The organism is Pseudomonas sp. IT-P395, assembly GCF_949767675.1.
Taxonomy (GTDB): domain Bacteria; phylum Pseudomonadota; class Gammaproteobacteria; order Pseudomonadales; family Pseudomonadaceae; genus Aquipseudomonas.
Window position 1 is genome coordinate 35,556 of record NZ_CATKPW010000017.1, and the last position, 18,255, is coordinate 53,810.

Consider the following 18,255-nt stretch of genomic DNA (forward strand, 5'->3'; position numbering starts at 1 on the left):
TTGGAATGCGTTTCCCTGTAGGAGCTGCCGAAGGCTGCGATCTTTTGATCTTGCTTCTAGTTCTTGTGAAGCTTGCGCATCAACTCCGCCTCAGCCTGGGTCAACCCGCAGGACTGAGTCAGTTCATCGACGCTTGCGCCCATGCCTACCAGTTTCGCCGCCTGGGCGAATGACAGGCTCGACGGGTCGCGTTGTTCAAGCGCGACAATCTTGTCCGGCAACGGACTCACCACCGCGCGCAACTCGTGCAGGGCGTCGCCCATGCGCACATTGCCGTTCTGGTAATCGTCGACACGCTTGGCCAGTTCCTTGATGCGCTGATCACGCAGCGCATCGCCCTGGGCCTGTTGCGCAGCGATGACGCGCTGCGCCTTGATGTACGACACAAACATTGCCAGCGTGCCTGCCCAGAAGAGGAACAGGACAATGACCGCGACCTCGAGAATCAATCAGATATTCTCCAGGTCCGACCATTCTTCTTCGCTCATCATCTTGTCCAGCTCGACCAGGATCAGCAACTCGTTGTTCTTGTTGCACACGCCCTGGATGAACTTGGCCGATTCTTCGTTGCCGACGTTTGGCGCCGTCTCGATTTCCGACTGACGCAGGTAAACCACTTCGGCCACGCTGTCGACCATGATGCCGACGACTTGCTTATCGGCTTCGATGATGACGATACGGGTGTTGTCGCTGATCTCGCCGCTGTTCAGGCCGAAGCGCTGACGGGTGTCGATCACGGTGACCACGTTACCGCGCAGGTTGATGATGCCCAGCACGTAGCTCGGTGCACCTGGCACTGGAGCGATCTCGGTGTAGCGCAGCACTTCCTGAACGCGCATCACGTTGATGCCGTAGGTTTCGTTGTCCAGTTTGAAGGTTACCCATTGCAGGATCGGATCTTCAGAACCTTTTGCATTCGTCGCCTGACTACTCATACCCTGACCCCTCGAAAAAACCGCTCTGAGCGGTGTGTGTTCTGTGTGGCGGCATTCAACAATGCCGTCGCCTGATTGTTATGTCGGCAGCTATGTCGGTTTATGTAGCGGCTTGTGGCCGCCGAGGTGCTTTGCCCCACCGCTGGCGATCAACTCGGCCAGTGCGGAAACGTCAAGCAATGCACACATGTGCTCAATCACGGTGCCGGCGAGCCATGGCCGCTGACCCCGGTGACTTCTCCATTTGATTTCATTCGGGTCCAGACGCAACGAGCGGCTGACCTGATGCACTGCCAGCCCCCACTCGTAACCTTGTACCGAAATCACGTACTGCAGGCCCTGACGGAAGTCATCGCGATAGCGATCGGGCATGACCCAGCGCGCGGTGTCCAGCACTTTCAGGTTGCCGGCCTGGCTCGGCAGAATCCCGAGGAACCATTCCGGCTGACCGAACAACGGCGTCAGCTCATGGCCGGCCAGCGAATAGATCGAGCCGAGGCACACCAGCGGCACGGCCAGGGTCAGGCCAGCGACGTCGAACAGCAGGCATTCGAAGGCTTCCGAGGCCCACGCCGGACGTCCGTCGGTTTCCACCGGTGGCGGCGTGTTGTTCGGCGGCAGATGCACTTCCACCAGCGGCGGAACCAGCGTCTGCTCGACGGGTGCGGGTGCGACGGGTGCCGGAGCTGGTTCGACCACGACCGGTTCCGGCGCGGTTTTCAGCAATTGGGTTTGCAGCAGCGGAGCGAGCGTCGAGACCGATGCACGAACCGGCGCTGCTTCCTCGATCAAAGCCACCGGCGCTTTGGCAACCGCTGCAACGGCAGGCGCGGCAACCGGCGCAGCAGGCCTGGCCGCTTTCTGCGCGTCACGCGCCTGCTCTTCCAGTACCGCTGCCTGGAACTCGTCCAGCGCCTCGCTGCTTTCCACAACTTCAGGCTGCGCCTCAATGACCGGCGGCAGCTCCTCAGGAATTTCCTGCAGCAAATTATCCAGATAAGACTGCAGCGCCAATTGCGGCTTCGACGTCAACTTGACCGGCCGATTCATACGCAACCCCATGTAGGAGCTGCCGCAGGCTGCGATCTTTTGATCTTTTCAGGAGCGCCACAAAGCAAGATCAAAAGATCGCAGCCTGCGGCAGCTCCTACAAGGTTCAACGTCATTCAAGCCACCTGCGGAACAAGTTGTTGCGCCAACAGATGCTTGAGCAGCGCGCGATACGCCAGCACGCCACGGCTCTTGCCGTCGAATTGCGAAGGCGTGACACCGGCACGACTGGCATCGCGCAGACGGGTATCGACCGGGATGTAACCCTGCCAGATCTCCTCGGGAAATTTGTCGCGCAGCACGCGCAAGGTATGCATCGAAGCTTGCGTACGGCGATCGAACAGGGTCGGCACGATACTGAACGGCAACGCCTGTTTGCGCGAACGATTGATCATTGCCAGGGTGTTGACCATGCGCTCCAGACCTTTGACGGCCAGATGCTCGGTCTGCACCGGGATCACCAGTTGCTGGCTCGCCGCCAGGGCGTTGACCATCAGTACGCCGAGCAACGGCGGGCTGTCGATCACCGCGTAATCGAAGTCCTGCCACAGCTGCGCCAGACTCTTGGCGATTACCAGACCCAGGCCACTCTGCCCCGGCGACTGACGCTCAAGGGTTGCCAGCGCGGTGCTCGATGGCAGCAGCGAAATACGTTCGTCACTGGTCGACAACAGCAGCTGCCCCGGCAGGCCTTGCGGCACGCTGCCCTTGTGCAGAAACAGGTCGTAGTTGCTGTGTTCCAGGCTGTCGGGGTCGTAGCCGAAATAGCTGGTCATCGAGCCGTGCGGGTCGAGGTCGACCACAACCACGCGCTTGCCCGCCTCGGCCAGCAATCCGGCTAAAGCGATGGAAGATGTGGTTTTACCGACACCACCCTTTTGATTGGCGACTGCCCAGACTCTCATTCGGTTCGTTCCTCCCGGCCGATATGCTCGACCGAGACATAGCTCAGCGTGTTAATGCGGGTGACGGAGAATTGACGGCACTCTCGCGTCCCGGCGTCTTGACCGGGGTCGGTGCAGTTTGTGTGCCAGCCCGCTTCAATGCAGCGTCCGGTTGCGCATTGGCGGTTCCGGTGCCCGTGAGGCTGCGGCGCACATCGAGATTGCGCGACACAACCAGCACCACACGACGGTTTTTCGCACGGCCTTCAGCGGTGGCGTTATTGGCGACCGGCTGGAACTCACCGTAACCGACCGAGGCCAGGCGGCCAGGATTGACACCCTGCATCGCCAGCATGCGCACGATGCTCGCTGAACGCGCGGAAGACAGCTCCCAGTTGGTCGGGTACTGCGCGGTGCGGATCGGCTGATCATCGGTGAAACCTTCGACGTGGATCGGGTTATCGAACGGCTTCAGAATCGCCGCGACCTTGTCGATGATGTTGAAGGCGATGTCGCTTGGCATGGCGTCACCGCTGCCGAACAACAGGCTGGAGTTGAGTTCGATCTCGACCCACAGTTCGTTGCCACGCACGGTCATCTGATTAGAGCTGATCAAGTCACCGAAGGCGGCGCTGATGTCATCGGCAATGCTTTTCAGTGGATCGCTGGCGCCGGCGATACCGGCGTCGACCTGTTCGGCGTCCTTGACCAGCGGCTTGGCCGGGGTCACGGTCTTCGGTCGTTCATCACCAATCGGGATCGGTTTGAGCGAGCGGTCGGAGTCGGTGAAGACCCCGATCAGCGCTTCGGAAATGACTTTGTACTTGCCTTCGTTGATCGACGAAATCGAGTACATCACCACGAAGAACGCGAACAGTAGCGTGATGAAATCCGCGTAGGACACGAGCCAGCGCTCGTGATTGACGTGTTCTTCCTGGTGGCGACGACGAGCCATGAGGTTATTCCCTTAATCCATGAAGCCTTGCAGCTTCAACTCAATGGAGCGAGGGTTTTCACCTTCGGCGATCGACAGGATCCCTTCCAACAACATTTCGCGATAACGCGACTGCCGCAACGCGATTGACTTCAGCTTGGCCGCCACCGGCAGCAACACCAGGTTGGCACTGGCCACGCCGTAAATGGTCGCGACGAACGCCACGGCGATGCCGCTGCCCAGTTGCGTCGGATCGGCGAGGTTGCCCATCACGTGAATCAGGCCCATCACCGCACCGATGATGCCGATGGTTGGCGCGTAGCCGCCCATGCTTTCAAAGACTTTCGCCGCCTCGATGTCGCGGGCTTCCTGGGTGTAGAAATCCACTTCGAGGATGCTGCGGATCGCTTCCGGCTCAGCGCCGTCGACCAGCAGTTGCAGGCCCTTGCGCGAGTAGTTGTCCGGTTCGGCATCGGCTACACCTTCCAGGCCCAGCAGGCCTTCCTTGCGCGCGGTGAGGCTCCAGTTGACGACGCGATCGATGCCACCGGCCAGATCGACCCGTGGCGGAAACAGAATCCAGGCGAGGATCTGCATGGCGCGTTTGAACGCGCTCATCGGCGATTGCAGCAGTGCGGCACCGATGGTGCCGCCCAGTACGATCAATGCCGCCGGGCCGTTGGCCAGCGCACCGAGGTGACCACCTTCAAGGTAGTTACCGCCGATGATGGCGACGAACGCCATGATGATCCCGATAAGGCTTAAAACATCCATCAGAGACACGCCTCGACAATGTGTTTGCCGATGTCGTCGAGGCTATACACCGCGTCAGCGAGGTCAGCTTTGACGATGGCCATCGGCATGCCGTAGATCACGCAACTGGCTTCGTCCTGCGCCCACACCGCGCTGCCGCCCTGCTTGAGCAGACGTGCGCCTTCACGGCCGTCAGCGCCCATGCCGGTCAACACCACCGCCAGAACTTTGTCGCCGTAGGATTTCGCCGCCGAACCGAAAGTGATGTCCACGCACGGCTTGTAGTTCAGACGTTCGTCGCCCGGGAGGATTTTCACCGCGCCACGGCCGTCGATCATCATTTGCTTGCCACCCGGCGCGAGCAACGCCAGGCCCGGACGCAGGATGTCGCCATCCTCGGCTTCCTTGACGCTGATGCGGCAGAGCTTGTCGAGACGCTCGGCAAACGCCTTGGTGAACGCCGCCGGCATGTGCTGGATCAGCACGATCGGCGCCGGGAAATTCGCCGGCAATTGCGTCAGCACGCGTTGCAGCGCCACCGGGCCGCCAGTCGACGTACCGATGGCAACCAGTTTGTAGGCTTTGCGTTTCGGCGCTGGCGACGAAGCGCTGGCGGCCGGAGTACGGCTTGGAGCAGGTGCATGCACAGGCGCGGGTGTCGGACGTACCGGTGCGCTGGTGCTGTGGCTGCTGAAGCTGGATGGCGCCGGAGCAGGCGTCGGTGCTGCGGCTGGAGCCGGCGCACTGTAAGCACTGAAACGACGGTTACTGCGCGAGATGCTATGCACCTTTTCGCACAGCAACTGTTTGACCTTCTCCGGGTTACGCGAGATGTCTTCGAAATTCTTCGGCAGGAAATCCACCGCACCGGCGTCCAGCGCATCCAGGGTGACCCGGGCGCCTTCGTGCGTCAGCGAGGAGAACATCAACACCGGGGTCGGGCAGCGCTGCATGATGTGCCGCACTGCCGTGATGCCGTCCATCATTGGCATCTCGTAGTCCATGGTGATCACGTCCGGCTTGAGTGCCAGCGCCTGATCGATCGCCTCTTTACCGTTGGTGGCGGTGCCGACCACCTGAATGCTCGGATCCGCTGAAAGAATTTCCGAGACGCGGCGGCGGAAAAAACCCGAATCGTCCACCACCAGGACTTTGACTGCCATAAACACTCCATTAGGTGCAGCGGGACGTTGTCGCCCCGCCGCCCCGGATTCAAATACGCCGTGCGGCGTAACGCTTGAGCATGCTTGGAACATCGAGAATCAGCGCGATGCGGCCGTCACCGGTAATGGTGGCGCCGGACATGCCCGGAGTGCCCTGCAGCATTTTGCCCAATGGCTTGATGACCACTTCTTCCTGACCGACCAGTTGATCGACGACAAAGCCGATCCGCTGCGTGCCCACCGAAAGGATCACCACGTGGCCTTCACGCTGCTCTTCGTGAGCGGCGGAGCTGACCAGCCAGCGCTTGAGGTAGAACAATGGCAGCGCCTTGTCCCGCACGATCACCACTTCCTGGCCGTCGACAACGTTGGTGGTCGACAGGTCGAGGTGGAAGATTTCGTTGACGTTGACCAGCGGGAACGCAAACGCCTGATTGCCGAGCATGACCATCAGGGTTGGCATGATCGCGAGGGTCAGCGGCACCTTGATGACGATCTTCGAGCCCTGGCCCTTGGTCGAGTAGATGTTGATCGAACCGTTGAGCTGGGAAATCTTGGTCTTCACCACGTCCATGCCGACACCACGGCCGGACACGTCGGAGATCTCGGTCTTGGTCGAGAAGCCCGGGGCGAAAATCAGGTTGTAGCACTCGGTATCGCTCAGGCGATCGGCCGCGTCCTTGTCCATCACACCGCGTTTTACCGCGATGGCACGCAGGACATTCGGGTCCATGCCTTTGCCGTCATCGGAAATCGACAGCAGGATATGGTCGCCCTCTTGCTCGGCTGCCAGCACCACGCGACCACCACGGGCCTTGCCCGACGCTTCGCGTTCTTCTGGCGACTCGATGCCGTGGTCGACGGCGTTGCGCACCAAGTGGACCAGCGGGTCGGCCAGGGCCTCGACAAGGTTTTTGTCGAGGTCGGTTTCTTCACCCACCAGTTCCAGGTTGATCTCTTTCTTCAGCTGACGTGCGAGGTCACGAACCAGACGCGGGAAGCGCCCGAAGACCTTCTTGATCGGCTGCATCCGCGTCTTCATCACCGCGGTCTGCAAGTCAGCCGTGACCACGTCGAGGTTCGACACGGCCTTTTGCATGGCTTCATCGCCGCTGTTCAGGCCCAGGCGCACCAGACGGTTACGCACCAGCACCAACTCGCCGACCATGTTCATGATTTCGTCGAGACGTGCCGTGTCGACACGCACGGTGGTTTCGGCTTCGCTCGCCGGTTTTTCCGGTGGCGGTGTCGCCGGCGCACGGGCCGGAGCCGGTGCAGCAGCGGCAGCCGGTTTTGGCGCTTCGGCTTTTGGCTCAGGCTTGGGCGCGGCTTTCGGCGCAGCAGCGGGAGCGGCCGCAGCCTTGGCGGCAGGCGCAGCCACCGTCGAAGCGGCGCCGGCAGTCGCGGCACCAACGTCAGTGAACTTGCCTTTGCCATGCAATTCGTCGAGCAGCGATTCGAACTCGTGATCGCTGATCAGATCGCTGCCGGCAGCAGCCGCCGCTGGAGCAGCAGGCGCCGGTGCCGAGGCAATCGCCGACTCCAGCGCATCGACGGCAAAGTTGCCCTTGCCATGCAACTGATCGAGCAGTGCTTCGAATTCGTCGTCGGTGATGTCTGAGCTGTCGCCCTTGGCCGGTGCCGCAGCAGCTGCCGCAACTGGCGCAACCGCGTCCACCGCGAACTGGCCTTTGCCGTGCAACTGATCGAGCAATGACTCGAACTCGGCATCGGTGATTTCATCGCTCGCGGCTTCAGCGGCCGTTTGCGCAGGGGCAGCAGCGGCCGGGGCTTCGGCTTCGGCCTTGACGGCGTTCAGCGAGTCCAGCAGTTGCTCGAATTCGTTATCGGTGATGTCGCCCGAGGAGTCGCCTTCAACGACCAGTTCTTCGATCATCTCGGCCACTGGCGAAGCCGGGGCTGCGTCCGCCGCTTGCGGTTCGGCCAGGCGCGCCAGGGCGGCCAGCAGTTCCGGCGTGGCGGCGGTGATCGGAGCACGCTCGCGGACTTCGCTGAACATGCTGTTCACCGCGTCCAGTGCTTCGAGGACAACGTCCATCAGTTCTGCATCAACGCGACGCTCACCCTTGCGCAGGATGTCGAACACGTTTTCGGCGATGTGACAGCACTCCACCAGCTCATTGAGCTGAAGGAAGCCGGCGCCCCCTTTTACAGTGTGGAAACCGCGAAAAATTGCGTTGAGCAGATCTGCGTCATCCGGACGGCTTTCCAGCTCGACCAGTTGTTCGGACAGTTGCTCAAGAATCTCGCCGGCCTCAACCAGGAAATCCTGAAGGATCTCTTCATCGGCGCCGAAGCTCATTAATGGGGTGCTCCTACAGGTCTAAAAACCCAAAAAACCTAAAATTCCAAAACTCTAGAACCCGAGGCTGGATAACAAATCGTCCACATCGTCCTGACCGGACACAACGTCTTCTCGTTTATCGGCATGAATCTGCGGACCTTCACCCTGCGAGAGATGTTTTTGTGGATCTTTTTCTGCAAGCATCGCGGCGCGGTCATGTTCGATGCCCGCAAAGCGGTCGACCTGACTGGCCATGAGCACGAGTTTGAGCAAATTGCTTTCGACTTCGGTGACCAGTTGGGTCACACGCTTGATCACCTGACCGGTCAGGTCCTGGTAATCCTGGGCCAGCAGGATGTCGTTGAGATTGCTCGACACCGCACGGTTGTCCGTGCTGCTGCGTGACAGAAAACCGTCGACCCGGCGCGCCAGTTCACGGAACTCTTCAGCCCCGACCTCGCGACGCATGAAGCGGCCCCAATCGGCGCTCAAGGTCTGGGCTTCATCAGCCAGACTATTGACCACCGGCGTGGCGCTTTCCACCAGATCCATGGTGCGGTTGGCCGCGGCCTCTGTCAGCTTGACCACATAGCCCAGGCGTTCGGTGGCGTCGGTGATTTGCGACACTTCCTCGGCCTGCGGCATGTTCGGGTCGATCTGGAAGTTGACGATCGCACTGTGCAGTTCACGTGTGAGCTTGCCCACTTCCTGGTACAGGCCACGGTCACGGGTCTGATTGAGCTCATGGATCAGTTGCACAGCGTCGCCGAACCTGCCTTTTTCAAGGCTTTCGACCAGTTCGACCGCGTGTTTTTTCAGGGTCGACTCGAAATCGCCCTGTGAAGATTCGTTATGCTCCATAGCTCCCCCGCGCGTTCATCAGCCGATGCGTTCGAAAATCTTCTCGATTTTGTCTTTCAACGCCTGAGCCGTGAAAGGTTTGACTACGTAGCCGTTTACACCGGCCTGAGCGGCTTCAATGATCTGCTCGCGCTTGGCTTCTGCAGTCACCATCAGCACTGGCAGGTGCTTGAGCTTTTCATCGGCACGCACGTGGCGCAGCAGGTCGATACCGGTCATGCCCGGCATGTTCCAGTCCGTTACCAGAAAGTCGATGCTGCCGCTGTTGAGCACTGGAATGGCAGTCACGCCATCGTCAGCCTCGACGGTGTTGGTGAACCCAAGATCACGCAGCAGGTTCTTGATGATCCGCCGCATCGTTGAGAAGTCATCAACGATGAGGATTTTCATGTCTTTGTTCAATTCGACCTCCAAGCAGTCTTAAACGCGCCCAGCACCTGGACGCGCCACTTCAATCAATCGGCTTAGCACTCGAAGACTGTCTGGAGCACAACAGAGCAAGACCGGTGCCGTTCATCACCGCACCAGCCTCGTTCGCAGTGTCCCCACACCGCCTTCAGCGCGCTCGCCACTCCCCCAAACGCCCCCGCAAACGGGCCGCGCACTGGCTGTGTAACTGGCTGACCCGCGATTCACTGACGCCAAGGACTTCACCGATCTCCTTGAGGTTCAGCTCTTCGTCGTAGTACAGCGCCAACACCAGTCGCTCACGCTCCGGCAAATTGGCAATCGCGTCCGCCAACGCAGCCTGGAAACGTTCATCTTCCAGATCGCGCGACGGCTCAAGATGAGCACTCGCGCCATCCTCGTGCAGCCCTTCGTGTTCGCCGTCCTGCAGCAGGTCGTCGAAACTGAACAGGCGGCTGCCCAAGGTGTCATTCAAAATCCCGTAGTAATCGTCGAGACTCAATTGGAGTTCGGCTGCAACCTCGTGATCTTTAGCGTCACGGCCGGTTTTAGCTTCAATTGAGCGAATTGCGTCACTGACCATACGGGTATTGCGGTGAACCGAGCGTGGCGCCCAGTCCCCTTTGCGCACTTCGTCGAGCATCGCGCCGCGGATTCGAATGCCCGCGTACGTTTCAAAACTGGCGCCTTTGCTGGCGTCATATTTGGTCGAGACTTCGAGCAGACCGATCATTCCGGCCTGGATCAGGTCTTCGACCTGCACACTCGCCGGCAAACGCGCCAGCAAGTGGTAGGCAATGCGTTTGACCAGTGGCGCGTAACGCTCGATCAGTTCGTACTGCGCGTCACGTGCCGACTTCTTGTAGTAGTTCATACCGCTTGCGGTCATAGCACGGGCCCTGCCGTTTGCTGCACGAGGCGCTCGACGAAAAACTCAAGGTGGCCACGCGGGTTGGCGGGCAGCGGCCAGGTGTCGACCTTCTGCGCGATCGCCTTGAACGCCAGTGCGCACTTGGAACGCGGGAAGGCTTCGTACACCGCACGCTGCTTCTGCACCGCTTTACGCACGCTTTCGTCGTAAGGCACGGCGCCGACATATTGTAGGGCCACGTCAAGGAAGCGATCCGTGACCTTGGTCAACTTGGCGAACAGGTTGCGCCCTTCCTGCGGGCTCTGCGCCATGTTGGCGAGGACGCGGAAGCGGTTCATGCCGTAATCGCGGTTGAGCAATTTGATCAGCGCGTAGGCGTCGGTAATGGAAGTCGGCTCGTCGCAGACCACCAGCAACACTTCCTGGGCTGCGCGAACAAAACTGACTACCGAGTCACCAATACCCGCAGCGGTGTCGATCACCAATACGTCGAGATTGTCGCCGATGTCGCTGAACGCCTGGATCAGGCCGGCGTGTTGCGCCGGGCTCAGGTGGACCATGCTCTGCGTGCCGGACGCCGCCGGCACGATGCGAATGCCACCGGGGCCTTGCAACAGCACGTCGCGCAATTCGCAACGGCCTTCGATGACGTCGGCCAGCGTGCGCTTAGGGGTCAGCCCCAACAATACGTCAACGTTCGCCAGACCGAGGTCGGCGTCCAGCAGCATGACCCGACGGCCAAGCTCTGCCAGCGCCAGCGACAAGTTCACTGACACGTTAGTCTTGCCGACGCCACCTTTGCCGCCGGTCACCGCGATCACCTGTACGGGATGCATGCTGCCCATGTTATTTCTTTACCTTGTCTTGCATAGACGGAGGCCACATTACTGGCTGCGCGTTCACAACCGGAACAATGCATGGCAGACCATCGATGTAGGTACAAAAACTGTTCATGAATACCTCAGCCTACCTGCTTGGTCGGGCTGTGATAGATATCAGCGAACATGTCAGCCATGGCTTCTTCGCTGGGTTCTTCCTGCATTTGCACGCTGACGGCGCGGCTGACCAGTTGATGACGACGCGGCAGATGCAAATCATCCGGAATCCGTGGGCCATCGGTCAGGTACGCGACCGGCAATTCATGACTGATCGCCAGGCTCAACACTTCGCCAAGGCTGGCCGTTTCATCCAGTTTAGTCAGGATGCAGCCGGCAAGCCCGCAACGCTTGTAACTGTGATAAGCGGCGGTTAGAACCTGTTTCTGGCTGGTGGTTGCCAAGACCAGATAATTTTTTGACCGAATGCCACGCCCGGCCAGACTTTCGAGCTGCATGCGCAGGGCTGGATCGCTGGCTTGCAGGCCGGCAGTATCGATCAACACCACGCGTTTGCGCAGCAGTGGATCCAGCGCCTGCACCAGCGATTGGCCCGGATCGACGTGGGTCACCGGCACATTGAGAATGCGACCCAGCGTCTTCAGCTGTTCCTGAGCGCCGATACGGAAACTGTCCATGCTCACCAGCGCGACATTCTGCGCGCCGTATTTCAGCACATAACGCGCGGCAAGCTTGGCCAGCGTAGTGGTCTTGCCCATGCCGGCCGGGCCGACCATGGCAATCACACCGCCCTCTTCCAGCGGCTCGACTTCCGGTACGGCAATCATCCGTGCCAGGTGCGCGAGCAACATGCGCCAGGCCTGACGCGGCTCTTCGATATCGGTGATCATCGCCAGCAGATCGCGCGACAACGGGCCGGACAGGCCGATACGTTGCAGACGGCGATACAGATTGGCTTGCGCCGGACGGCTGCCTTGCAGCTGATTCCAGGCCAGGGTACCGAGCTGGACTTCCATCAGCTCGCGCAGGCTGTTCAATTCAAAACGCATCGAATCCAGTGCGCGCGGATCAACACCGCCGGAAGACTGCGCAGGTGCCGGGGCTGGACGCGCCGGAGCGGCGTAGGTCGGCTCGGTCAGCGGTTCAGCTGCGGTCAGCGGCAGGCCGGCCGTCAGCGGCAGGCCGGCGAAAATCTGGCGATTGCTATTGCCGTCGGCTTCGCCACGCAGGCTCAACTCGGCCTGAGCGGTGACGATGCGCGACTGGGTCTTGCGCAGCTCGTCCTCGAGTTCCATGTTCGGAACCCGTGGCGCCAGCGCCGACAATTTGTAATCCAGTGCCGCCGTCAGCTCGACACCGCCGGCAATGCGGCGATTGCCAATGATGGCGGCATCAGCGCCCAGCTCATCACGAACCAGCTTCATGGCCTGACGCATATCGGCGGCAAAGAAACGCTTAACTTGCATAAACCACTACCTCAGCCGTTGGGCCCTACTGTCGCAACGATGGTCACTTGCTTGTTGTCCGGTATTTCCTGGTAGGCCAGCACATGCAGTCCAGGGACTGCGAGGCGGCCAAAGCGCGAGAGCATCGCGCGGATCGGGCCAGCGACCAAAAGGATCACCGGCTGACCTTGCATTTCCTGACGCTGCGCGGCTTCGATGAGCGAACGCTGCAGCTTCTCGGCCATGCTTGGCTCCAGCAGAACGCCCTCTTCCGAGCCTTGTCCTGCCTTCTGCAGACTATTGAGCAATATTTGTTCCAACCTTGGTTCCAAGGTGATCACAGGCAGCTCCGACTCAGTGCCTACAATGCTTTGGACGATGGCGCGCGATACGCCGACGCGCACCGCAGCCACCAACGCGGCGGTATCTTGACTCTTCGCGGCGTTGTTGGCGATGGCTTCAGCAATACTGCGGATATCACGCACCGGCACGTGTTCGGCCAACAGCGCTTGCAGCACTTTGAGCAGTTGCGACAGCGAAACCACACCCGGCACCAGTTCTTCTGCCAGTTTCGGCGAGCTTTTGGCCAGCAATTGCATGAGTTGCTGCACTTCCTCGTGGCCGATCAGCTCACTGGAGTGCTTGTACAGGATCTGGTTCAAGTGCGTGGCGACCACGGTGCTGGCATCGACCACGGTGTAACCGAGCGACTGAGCCTGCGCACGCTGGCTGATTTCGATCCACACCGCTTCCAGACCGAAAGCCGGATCTTTGGCATTGATACCGTTGAGCGTGCCGTAGACCTGGCCCGGGTTGATCGCCAGTTCGCGATCCGGGTAGATCTCGGCTTCGGCGAGGATCACGCCCATCAGGGTCAGGCGATAAGCGCTCGGCGCCAGATCGAGGTTGTCGCGGATGTGCACGGTCGGCATCAGGAAGCCCAGATCCTGCGAGAGCTTCTTGCGCACGCCCTTGATCCGCGCCAGCAACTGCCCACCCTGGTTGCGATCCACCAGCGGGATCAGGCGATAGCCGACTTCCAGACCGATCATGTCGATCGGCGTCACGTCATCCCAGCCCAGCTCCTTGGTTTCCATGGCGCGGGCCGGCGACGGCAGCAGTTCCTGCTGGCGCTTGACCTCTTCCAGCGCCACGACCTTGGCCACGTTCTGCTTCTTCCAGAACAGGTACGCGCCACCAGCGGCCAGCGCAGCCATGCTCAGGAAGGAGAAGTGCGGCATGCCCGGCACCAAGCCCATCACGGCCATCAAACCGGCCGCCACCGCCAACGCTTTCGGCGAGGCGAACATCTGGCGATTGATCTGTTTGCCCATGTCTTCCGAACCGGAAGCACGGGTCACCATGATCGCCGCCGCTGTCGATAACAACAGTGATGGCAATTGCGCCACTAAACCGTCACCGATGGTCAGCAAGGCGTAAACCCGACCGGCATCGCCGAAGCTCATGTTGTGCTGGAAGATACCGACGGCCATGCCGCCGATAAGGTTGATGAACAGAATCAACAGACCAGCGATGGCGTCACCCCGGACGAACTTGCTGGCACCGTCCATCGAACCGTAGAACTCGGCCTCTTGGGCGACTTCCTGACGGCGCATCTTGGCCTGGTTCTGGTCGATCAGACCGGCGTTGAGGTCGGCGTCGATCGCCATTTGTTTGCCGGGCATTGCATCGAGGGTGAAGCGCGCGCTCACCTCGGAAATCCGCCCGGCACCCTTGGTCACCACGACGAAGTTGATGATCATCAGGATCGCGAAGACCACGATACCGACCACGTAGTTACCGCCGATCACCACCTCACCGAAGGCCTGAATCACCTTACCGGCAGCGGCGTGGCCGTCCTGACCGTGGAGCATGACCACCCGCGTCGAAGCCACGTTCAACGCCAGCCGCAGCAACGTCGCGACCAGCAGAATCGTAGGGAACACCGCAAAATCCAGCGGCCGCAGCGCGTACACGCAGACCAGCAGAACGACGATCGACAGCGCGATGTTGAAGGTAAAAAACACGTCGAGCAGGAACGGCGGCACCGGCAACATCATCATCGCCAGCATCACCAGCAGCAACAACGGCACGCCCAGATTGCCCCGACTGAGGTCGGCAACGTTTGTGCGAGCAGTGTTGAATAACTGAGAGCGATCCACCGGTTTTCCCCGTTCCTTTAAAGCAAACTTTTGACGCCCAGAGCGGGCTCACGGCGGGTACTGCAAGAAGCTTTCCAACTTTTGCCGGGGAATGAAATCGGGAGAGAAAACATGCCCCCTGTAGGAGTGAGCCTGCTCGCGATAGCTGAGTGTCAGTTGACGAATTTTTTGGATGACACGCCGCTATCGCGAGCAGGCTCACTCCTACATTTGGTGTGCATTTCACTCTTACATTTGGAATGCAGTCTCTTCTGGGAGCGAGCCTGCTCGCGAAGAGGCCAGTGAAGTCCGCCAAATCGCCTTTTAAACTCAGGCGTTTAAAAGACACCTCCAGACACGCCTTCAAGGCTACAAATTCTTGCGCCATTGCCTACAGCCAAGCCAGAATCCGCCGGCTTGTGCGCCTTGGGGTCGGGTTCTATTGTGGGTCGGTCGCTGACGAATCAGCGATCGGGTCTCGCAGCCCGTCGATCTCTGGACGCACAACATCCGCTTTGCTTATGGCGGCTGTACGTGGGAGACCTTCGGGTCTGCCGGTTCTAGAGTCCCGGTCTGCGACCCGCGTATAGCTGCCACCCTCATTCGTCTCGCAGCGAACGCTGGCAGCTCCAATGACTCTAGGAGCTTCACCATGATCAAACCAACACCCAACCCACCCGAAACCGACCCCACCTCCCCCTACGAATCCCTCGATTCCAAAAAGCTCCACGACGCCGCCGACCGCGCCCTCGATCACTACCTCTGCCCACCCGGCTCGACCCCGCCGCCACGTAAAACCCGTCGGATGTACGCCGTCACCGCAGATTTCAAGAACGAGGAACTGCTGGCCGATGCCAGCGAAACACTCGCCTCCGCCAGAACCATCGCCCATGACTTCGCCCATCTCATCCCCGCGTCGCAACGCAGGACGCTGTTGGGGATCGCGCAATTGATCATGCTCGGCGAGCTGGCGGTGAATCGGGTGATGGATAATCTGCAGTTGCCGCAGTAACGCCCCGCGATGATCGTTCCCACACTCCTGTGTGGGAATGCCTCAACGGACGCTCCGCGCTCGGCTTCGGAAGGGACGCGGAGCGTCCCGGGCTGCATTCCCACGCAGAGCGTCACTAGTGTCCGGTAAAAACTGTTTCATAGCAGAAGGCAGCCTTGAGCTGCCTTCTGCTCTGTTCGCTTCTGCCTTCGGTGTTCAAGATGTTCGATACTTGATGGCGTTCGAACAACGTATGGGCTAGCCGAATGACGAAGCTGGAAATAGACCCGGAGCCACCTGATCGGCGCTGATAGAGATGCAGCAAAAGGTATGTGATCAGAGCGCTGTAAATCTGCAGACGAACGGCATTTTCGGAGAGGCAAAAATAGCGTTTGAGCTTTAGGTTTTGCTTGATCCACTTGAAAAACAACTTAATCTGCCAGCGCTGTTTGTACAGCCCGGCAATTTCTTCAGCAGAGCGAGAAAAGTCGTTAGTGACCAGCACCAGCGGTGTTTCGTGATCATCTCGGCGAATCTGTACTCGGCGTACCGCCTGATCCCGATAGAGATTCGCCAACCCCGCTGCGCTTCAAATTAAAAGCGGAGGTTTGTCACTTCCATCGAACCTTTTTTCACCAGATCACATACGACCGACCTACCGACTTTGAAGTTGAATTGGTGCTTTTGGCTTTCAGGGATCAGAAAGAAAAAACATCTTCCGTCAGGGTCAAGCGGAGGTTCCGGGTAAGGTGAGCGAATTTTCCCGGCAAGTATGTCTTTTATTCTGACGTATTCATCGTGCGTTCCCGGAAAGATAGTGCCCCTACCATTTTTTCGTTGTAGCATTACGAATGCACCCACGTCATCTTTATCTTTCAATTCCATTTCCTTTTCTCCTTTGCCATCGCATAAGCAAGCGCACCCGATGTGCGGCGCCACCCGGCAATCAAACCGCAGCAGCAAGCGTCCCACACCTGTAAAACCTGACAGGTAAGACGTCTTTTCAGACGAAAGGTAAACCTGAGAATCACGCATAAGTCCGGTGACATCGGACCGAAAAGGGGACAGATTTATTTAACCATTGATGCATGGCCAAAAGCATTTCAGACGAACGGTGAGAAAACCTGTAACTTCTGACAGTAGATGCGTTTTCATATGTCTGCTTGAGTAGCCACTCATCAACTCAGCAGAGCAATCGTCATGAGCACGGTCAATCGGATTATCGAAGATTTCAACAATATGGAAAATTGTGTATTCGTGCAGAACAGTGGATTCGAGCGACCCGATATGGACTTTTTCCTCGGCCCTCGACCCAATGAAAATTCGGTAATGGTCATCAGAAACTTTAAAGAAGAAGAGCACTTCGGCGGCAAGGTACTAGGTGTCATGAGCGGAGAGCTTAAAATAACCCTTAAAGCGCCGGCCTCGGCTATCAGCCTTTGGTTCATTAATGCCGGGGAAGGGTTTGAAGCCTATTTCTATAATAAAGACAATCAAAAACTCGGCCAGAGCGATCAGCGAGCAAAGGAGGGCGGTAGCATGTTGTTGGAACTGAAATTCGAACATCCAGACATACACAGCATCACCATCATTGAACCCAACGGGACGATTGTGCTCTTTGACAATATCGTGGCCACTTCCTGACTACGCAGCCTGACGGGAGCAAGCTCCCTCGCCACAATGACCGCACCAGGAGGCGGACTCTCATTGGGTCAGGCATAAAGAACCGCCGGCCCGTTCAATCGGGATGGCGGTTTTTTGTTGTATCACCGCAATGTCAGGAATCGCGGCGCAGATCCGGCGGAATCGGCAAGTCGTCCTTGAGCGGATCCGAGAAAAGGGGACAAATCTATTTAAGCAGTGATTTAAACAGCGAGACTTGGCCGAGATTTTTTTGCCTACCGGGATGGCCCTTTCGCGAGCAAGCCCGCTCCCACAGGGAAACGCATTGCAAATGTGGGAGCGAGCTTGCTCGCGAAGGGGCCAGTTAAGTCAGTGCAAATCGTCTTTTAAACTCTGGAGTTTAAAAGACACCTTCAGACACGCCTTTCAGGCTACAAATTCTTGCGCCATTGCCTACAGCTACGCCAGAATCCGCCGGCTTGTGCGCCTTGGGGGCGGGTTCTATTGTGGTGCGGTCGCTGACGAATCAGCGATCGGGTTTAGCGATCCGATACCCTACAGACGCTCAATCCCCAGTCTCAATTGCAGCTTTTTCTATCTGCACTTGGCGTCATGGTGGCTGTGCGTGGGAGACCTTCGGGTCTACCCGGGGTTTCTGTGACCCGGATCGCTAACCTGCGTACAGCCGCCACCTTTACTTGTTTAGCGATGAGCCGTGGCGGCTAAATCAACCACGGAGTCTCACCATGATCAAACCAACACCCAACCCACCCGAAACCGACCTCGCCTCCCCCTACGAATCCCTCGATTCAAAAAAGCTCAACGACGCCGCCGAACGCGCGCTCGATCACTACCTCTGCCCACCCGGCTCTACCCCACCGCCACGCAAAACCCGCCGGATGTACGCCGTCACTGCGGACTTCAAAAACGAGGAACTGCTGGCCGATGCCAGCGAAACACTCGCCTCAGCCAGAACCATCGCTCATGACTTCGCCCACCTCATACCCGCGTCACAACGCAGGACGCTGCTGGGTATCGCGCAACTGATCATGCTC

19 protein-coding genes are annotated in these 18,255 nt (G+C 59.1%); 3 read left to right on the forward strand and 16 right to left on the reverse strand.

The features are described from left to right. Window positions 1-56 precede the first annotated feature (56 nt). From ACM6IN_RS14610 to flhA, 14 genes are all read right to left on the reverse strand, one after another. On the reverse strand, window positions 57-449 hold the full coding sequence (locus ACM6IN_RS14610) for a DUF2802 domain-containing protein (protein WP_007919978.1): 393 nt from the start codon (window positions 447-449) through the stop codon (window positions 57-59). Next, a complete protein-coding gene (locus tag ACM6IN_RS14615) occupies window positions 450-935 on the reverse strand; it encodes a chemotaxis protein CheW (protein ID WP_007919980.1) in 486 nt (161 codons plus the stop codon). It abuts the gene before it with no gap. Window positions 936-1,025: 90 nt separating this feature from the next. Beyond that, entirely contained in the window at window positions 1,026-1,985 is a 960-nt protein-coding gene (locus tag ACM6IN_RS14620; protein WP_095114137.1) for a CheW domain-containing protein, read from the reverse strand. A 116-nt stretch (window positions 1,986-2,101) separates the two neighbouring features. Continuing rightward, the gene (locus tag ACM6IN_RS14625) at window positions 2,102-2,890 is read right to left on the reverse strand and encodes a ParA family protein (RefSeq protein WP_007919990.1); all 789 of its coding nucleotides are present in this window, start codon (window positions 2,888-2,890) and stop codon (window positions 2,102-2,104) included. A gap of 43 nt (window positions 2,891-2,933) precedes the next feature. Beyond that, on the reverse strand, window positions 2,934-3,824 hold the full coding sequence (gene motD / locus ACM6IN_RS14630) for a flagellar motor protein MotD (RefSeq protein ID WP_007919992.1): 891 nt from the start codon (window positions 3,822-3,824) through the stop codon (window positions 2,934-2,936). Window positions 3,825-3,836: 12 nt separating this feature from the next. Further along, window positions 3,837-4,577: a flagellar motor protein gene (locus ACM6IN_RS14635; RefSeq protein WP_003222929.1), complete on the reverse strand. Its 741-nt coding sequence runs from the start codon at window positions 4,575-4,577 to the stop codon at window positions 3,837-3,839. Then, window positions 4,577-5,719, reverse strand: coding sequence for a protein-glutamate methylesterase/protein-glutamine glutaminase (locus tag ACM6IN_RS14640; RefSeq protein WP_414916257.1), 1,143 nt, complete (start codon window positions 5,717-5,719; stop codon window positions 4,577-4,579). The genes ACM6IN_RS14635 and ACM6IN_RS14640 overlap by 1 nt, the downstream gene beginning before the upstream one ends. 49 nt (window positions 5,720-5,768) lie before the next feature. Beyond that, window positions 5,769-8,042 (reverse strand): chemotaxis protein CheA, encoded by a 2,274-nt coding sequence (locus ACM6IN_RS14645; protein WP_007919999.1) that lies wholly within the window; start codon window positions 8,040-8,042, stop codon window positions 5,769-5,771. Window positions 8,043-8,096: 54 nt separating this feature from the next. Beyond that, the gene (locus ACM6IN_RS14650; RefSeq protein ID WP_007920000.1) at window positions 8,097-8,885 is read right to left on the reverse strand and encodes a protein phosphatase CheZ; all 789 of its coding nucleotides are present in this window, start codon (window positions 8,883-8,885) and stop codon (window positions 8,097-8,099) included. Window positions 8,886-8,903: 18 nt separating this feature from the next. Next, the gene (locus tag ACM6IN_RS14655; protein ID WP_161986607.1) at window positions 8,904-9,275 is read right to left on the reverse strand and encodes a chemotaxis response regulator CheY; all 372 of its coding nucleotides are present in this window, start codon (window positions 9,273-9,275) and stop codon (window positions 8,904-8,906) included. Between the two features lie 166 nt (window positions 9,276-9,441). Beyond that, window positions 9,442-10,182: an RNA polymerase sigma factor FliA gene (gene fliA, locus ACM6IN_RS14660; RefSeq protein ID WP_007920004.1), complete on the reverse strand. Its 741-nt coding sequence runs from the start codon at window positions 10,180-10,182 to the stop codon at window positions 9,442-9,444. Further along, the gene (gene fleN / locus ACM6IN_RS14665; RefSeq protein ID WP_003222917.1) at window positions 10,179-11,009 is read right to left on the reverse strand and encodes a flagellar synthesis regulator FleN; all 831 of its coding nucleotides are present in this window, start codon (window positions 11,007-11,009) and stop codon (window positions 10,179-10,181) included. Before fleN ends, fliA begins: the two co-directional genes overlap by 4 nt. Window positions 11,010-11,125: 116 nt before the next feature. Next, window positions 11,126-12,466, reverse strand: a complete 1,341-nt coding sequence (gene flhF, locus ACM6IN_RS14670) for a flagellar biosynthesis protein FlhF (RefSeq protein ID WP_007920012.1) — start codon at window positions 12,464-12,466, stop codon at window positions 11,126-11,128. 11 nt (window positions 12,467-12,477) lie between these two features. After that, complete coding sequence (gene flhA / locus ACM6IN_RS14675) at window positions 12,478-14,607, reverse strand: flagellar biosynthesis protein FlhA (protein ID WP_007920014.1); 2,130 nt, start codon at window positions 14,605-14,607, stop codon at window positions 12,478-12,480. Window positions 14,608-15,238: 631 nt separating this feature from the next. Here flhA and ACM6IN_RS14680 point away from each other — a divergent pair. After that, window positions 15,239-15,598 carry a DUF6124 family protein gene (locus ACM6IN_RS14680; RefSeq protein WP_095114140.1) on the forward strand — a complete coding sequence of 120 codons (360 nt, stop codon included), beginning with the start codon at window positions 15,239-15,241 and terminating at the stop codon, window positions 15,596-15,598. Window positions 15,599-15,713: 115 nt separating this feature from the next. Here the strand turns inward: ACM6IN_RS14680 and ACM6IN_RS14685 are convergent, their stop codons facing one another. Both ACM6IN_RS14685 and ACM6IN_RS14690 read right to left on the reverse strand, forming a co-directional pair. Beyond that, entirely contained in the window at window positions 15,714-16,154 is a 441-nt protein-coding gene (locus tag ACM6IN_RS14685; RefSeq protein ID WP_414916258.1) for a transposase, read from the reverse strand. Between the two features lie 17 nt (window positions 16,155-16,171). Beyond that, window positions 16,172-16,462: a hypothetical protein gene (locus ACM6IN_RS14690; RefSeq protein ID WP_414916259.1), complete on the reverse strand. Its 291-nt coding sequence runs from the start codon at window positions 16,460-16,462 to the stop codon at window positions 16,172-16,174. Window positions 16,463-16,777: 315 nt separating this feature from the next. Here ACM6IN_RS14690 and ACM6IN_RS14695 point away from each other — a divergent pair, with 315 nt between their 5' ends. Together ACM6IN_RS14695 and ACM6IN_RS14700 are read left to right on the forward strand one after the other, a co-directional pair. After that, the gene (locus tag ACM6IN_RS14695; protein ID WP_414916260.1) at window positions 16,778-17,221 is read left to right on the forward strand and encodes a hypothetical protein; all 444 of its coding nucleotides are present in this window, start codon (window positions 16,778-16,780) and stop codon (window positions 17,219-17,221) included. Window positions 17,222-17,946: 725 nt separating this feature from the next. Further along, window positions 17,947-18,255: DUF6124 family protein (locus tag ACM6IN_RS14700; RefSeq protein WP_414916261.1), on the forward strand; the 309-nt coding region annotated here is incomplete at its 3' end.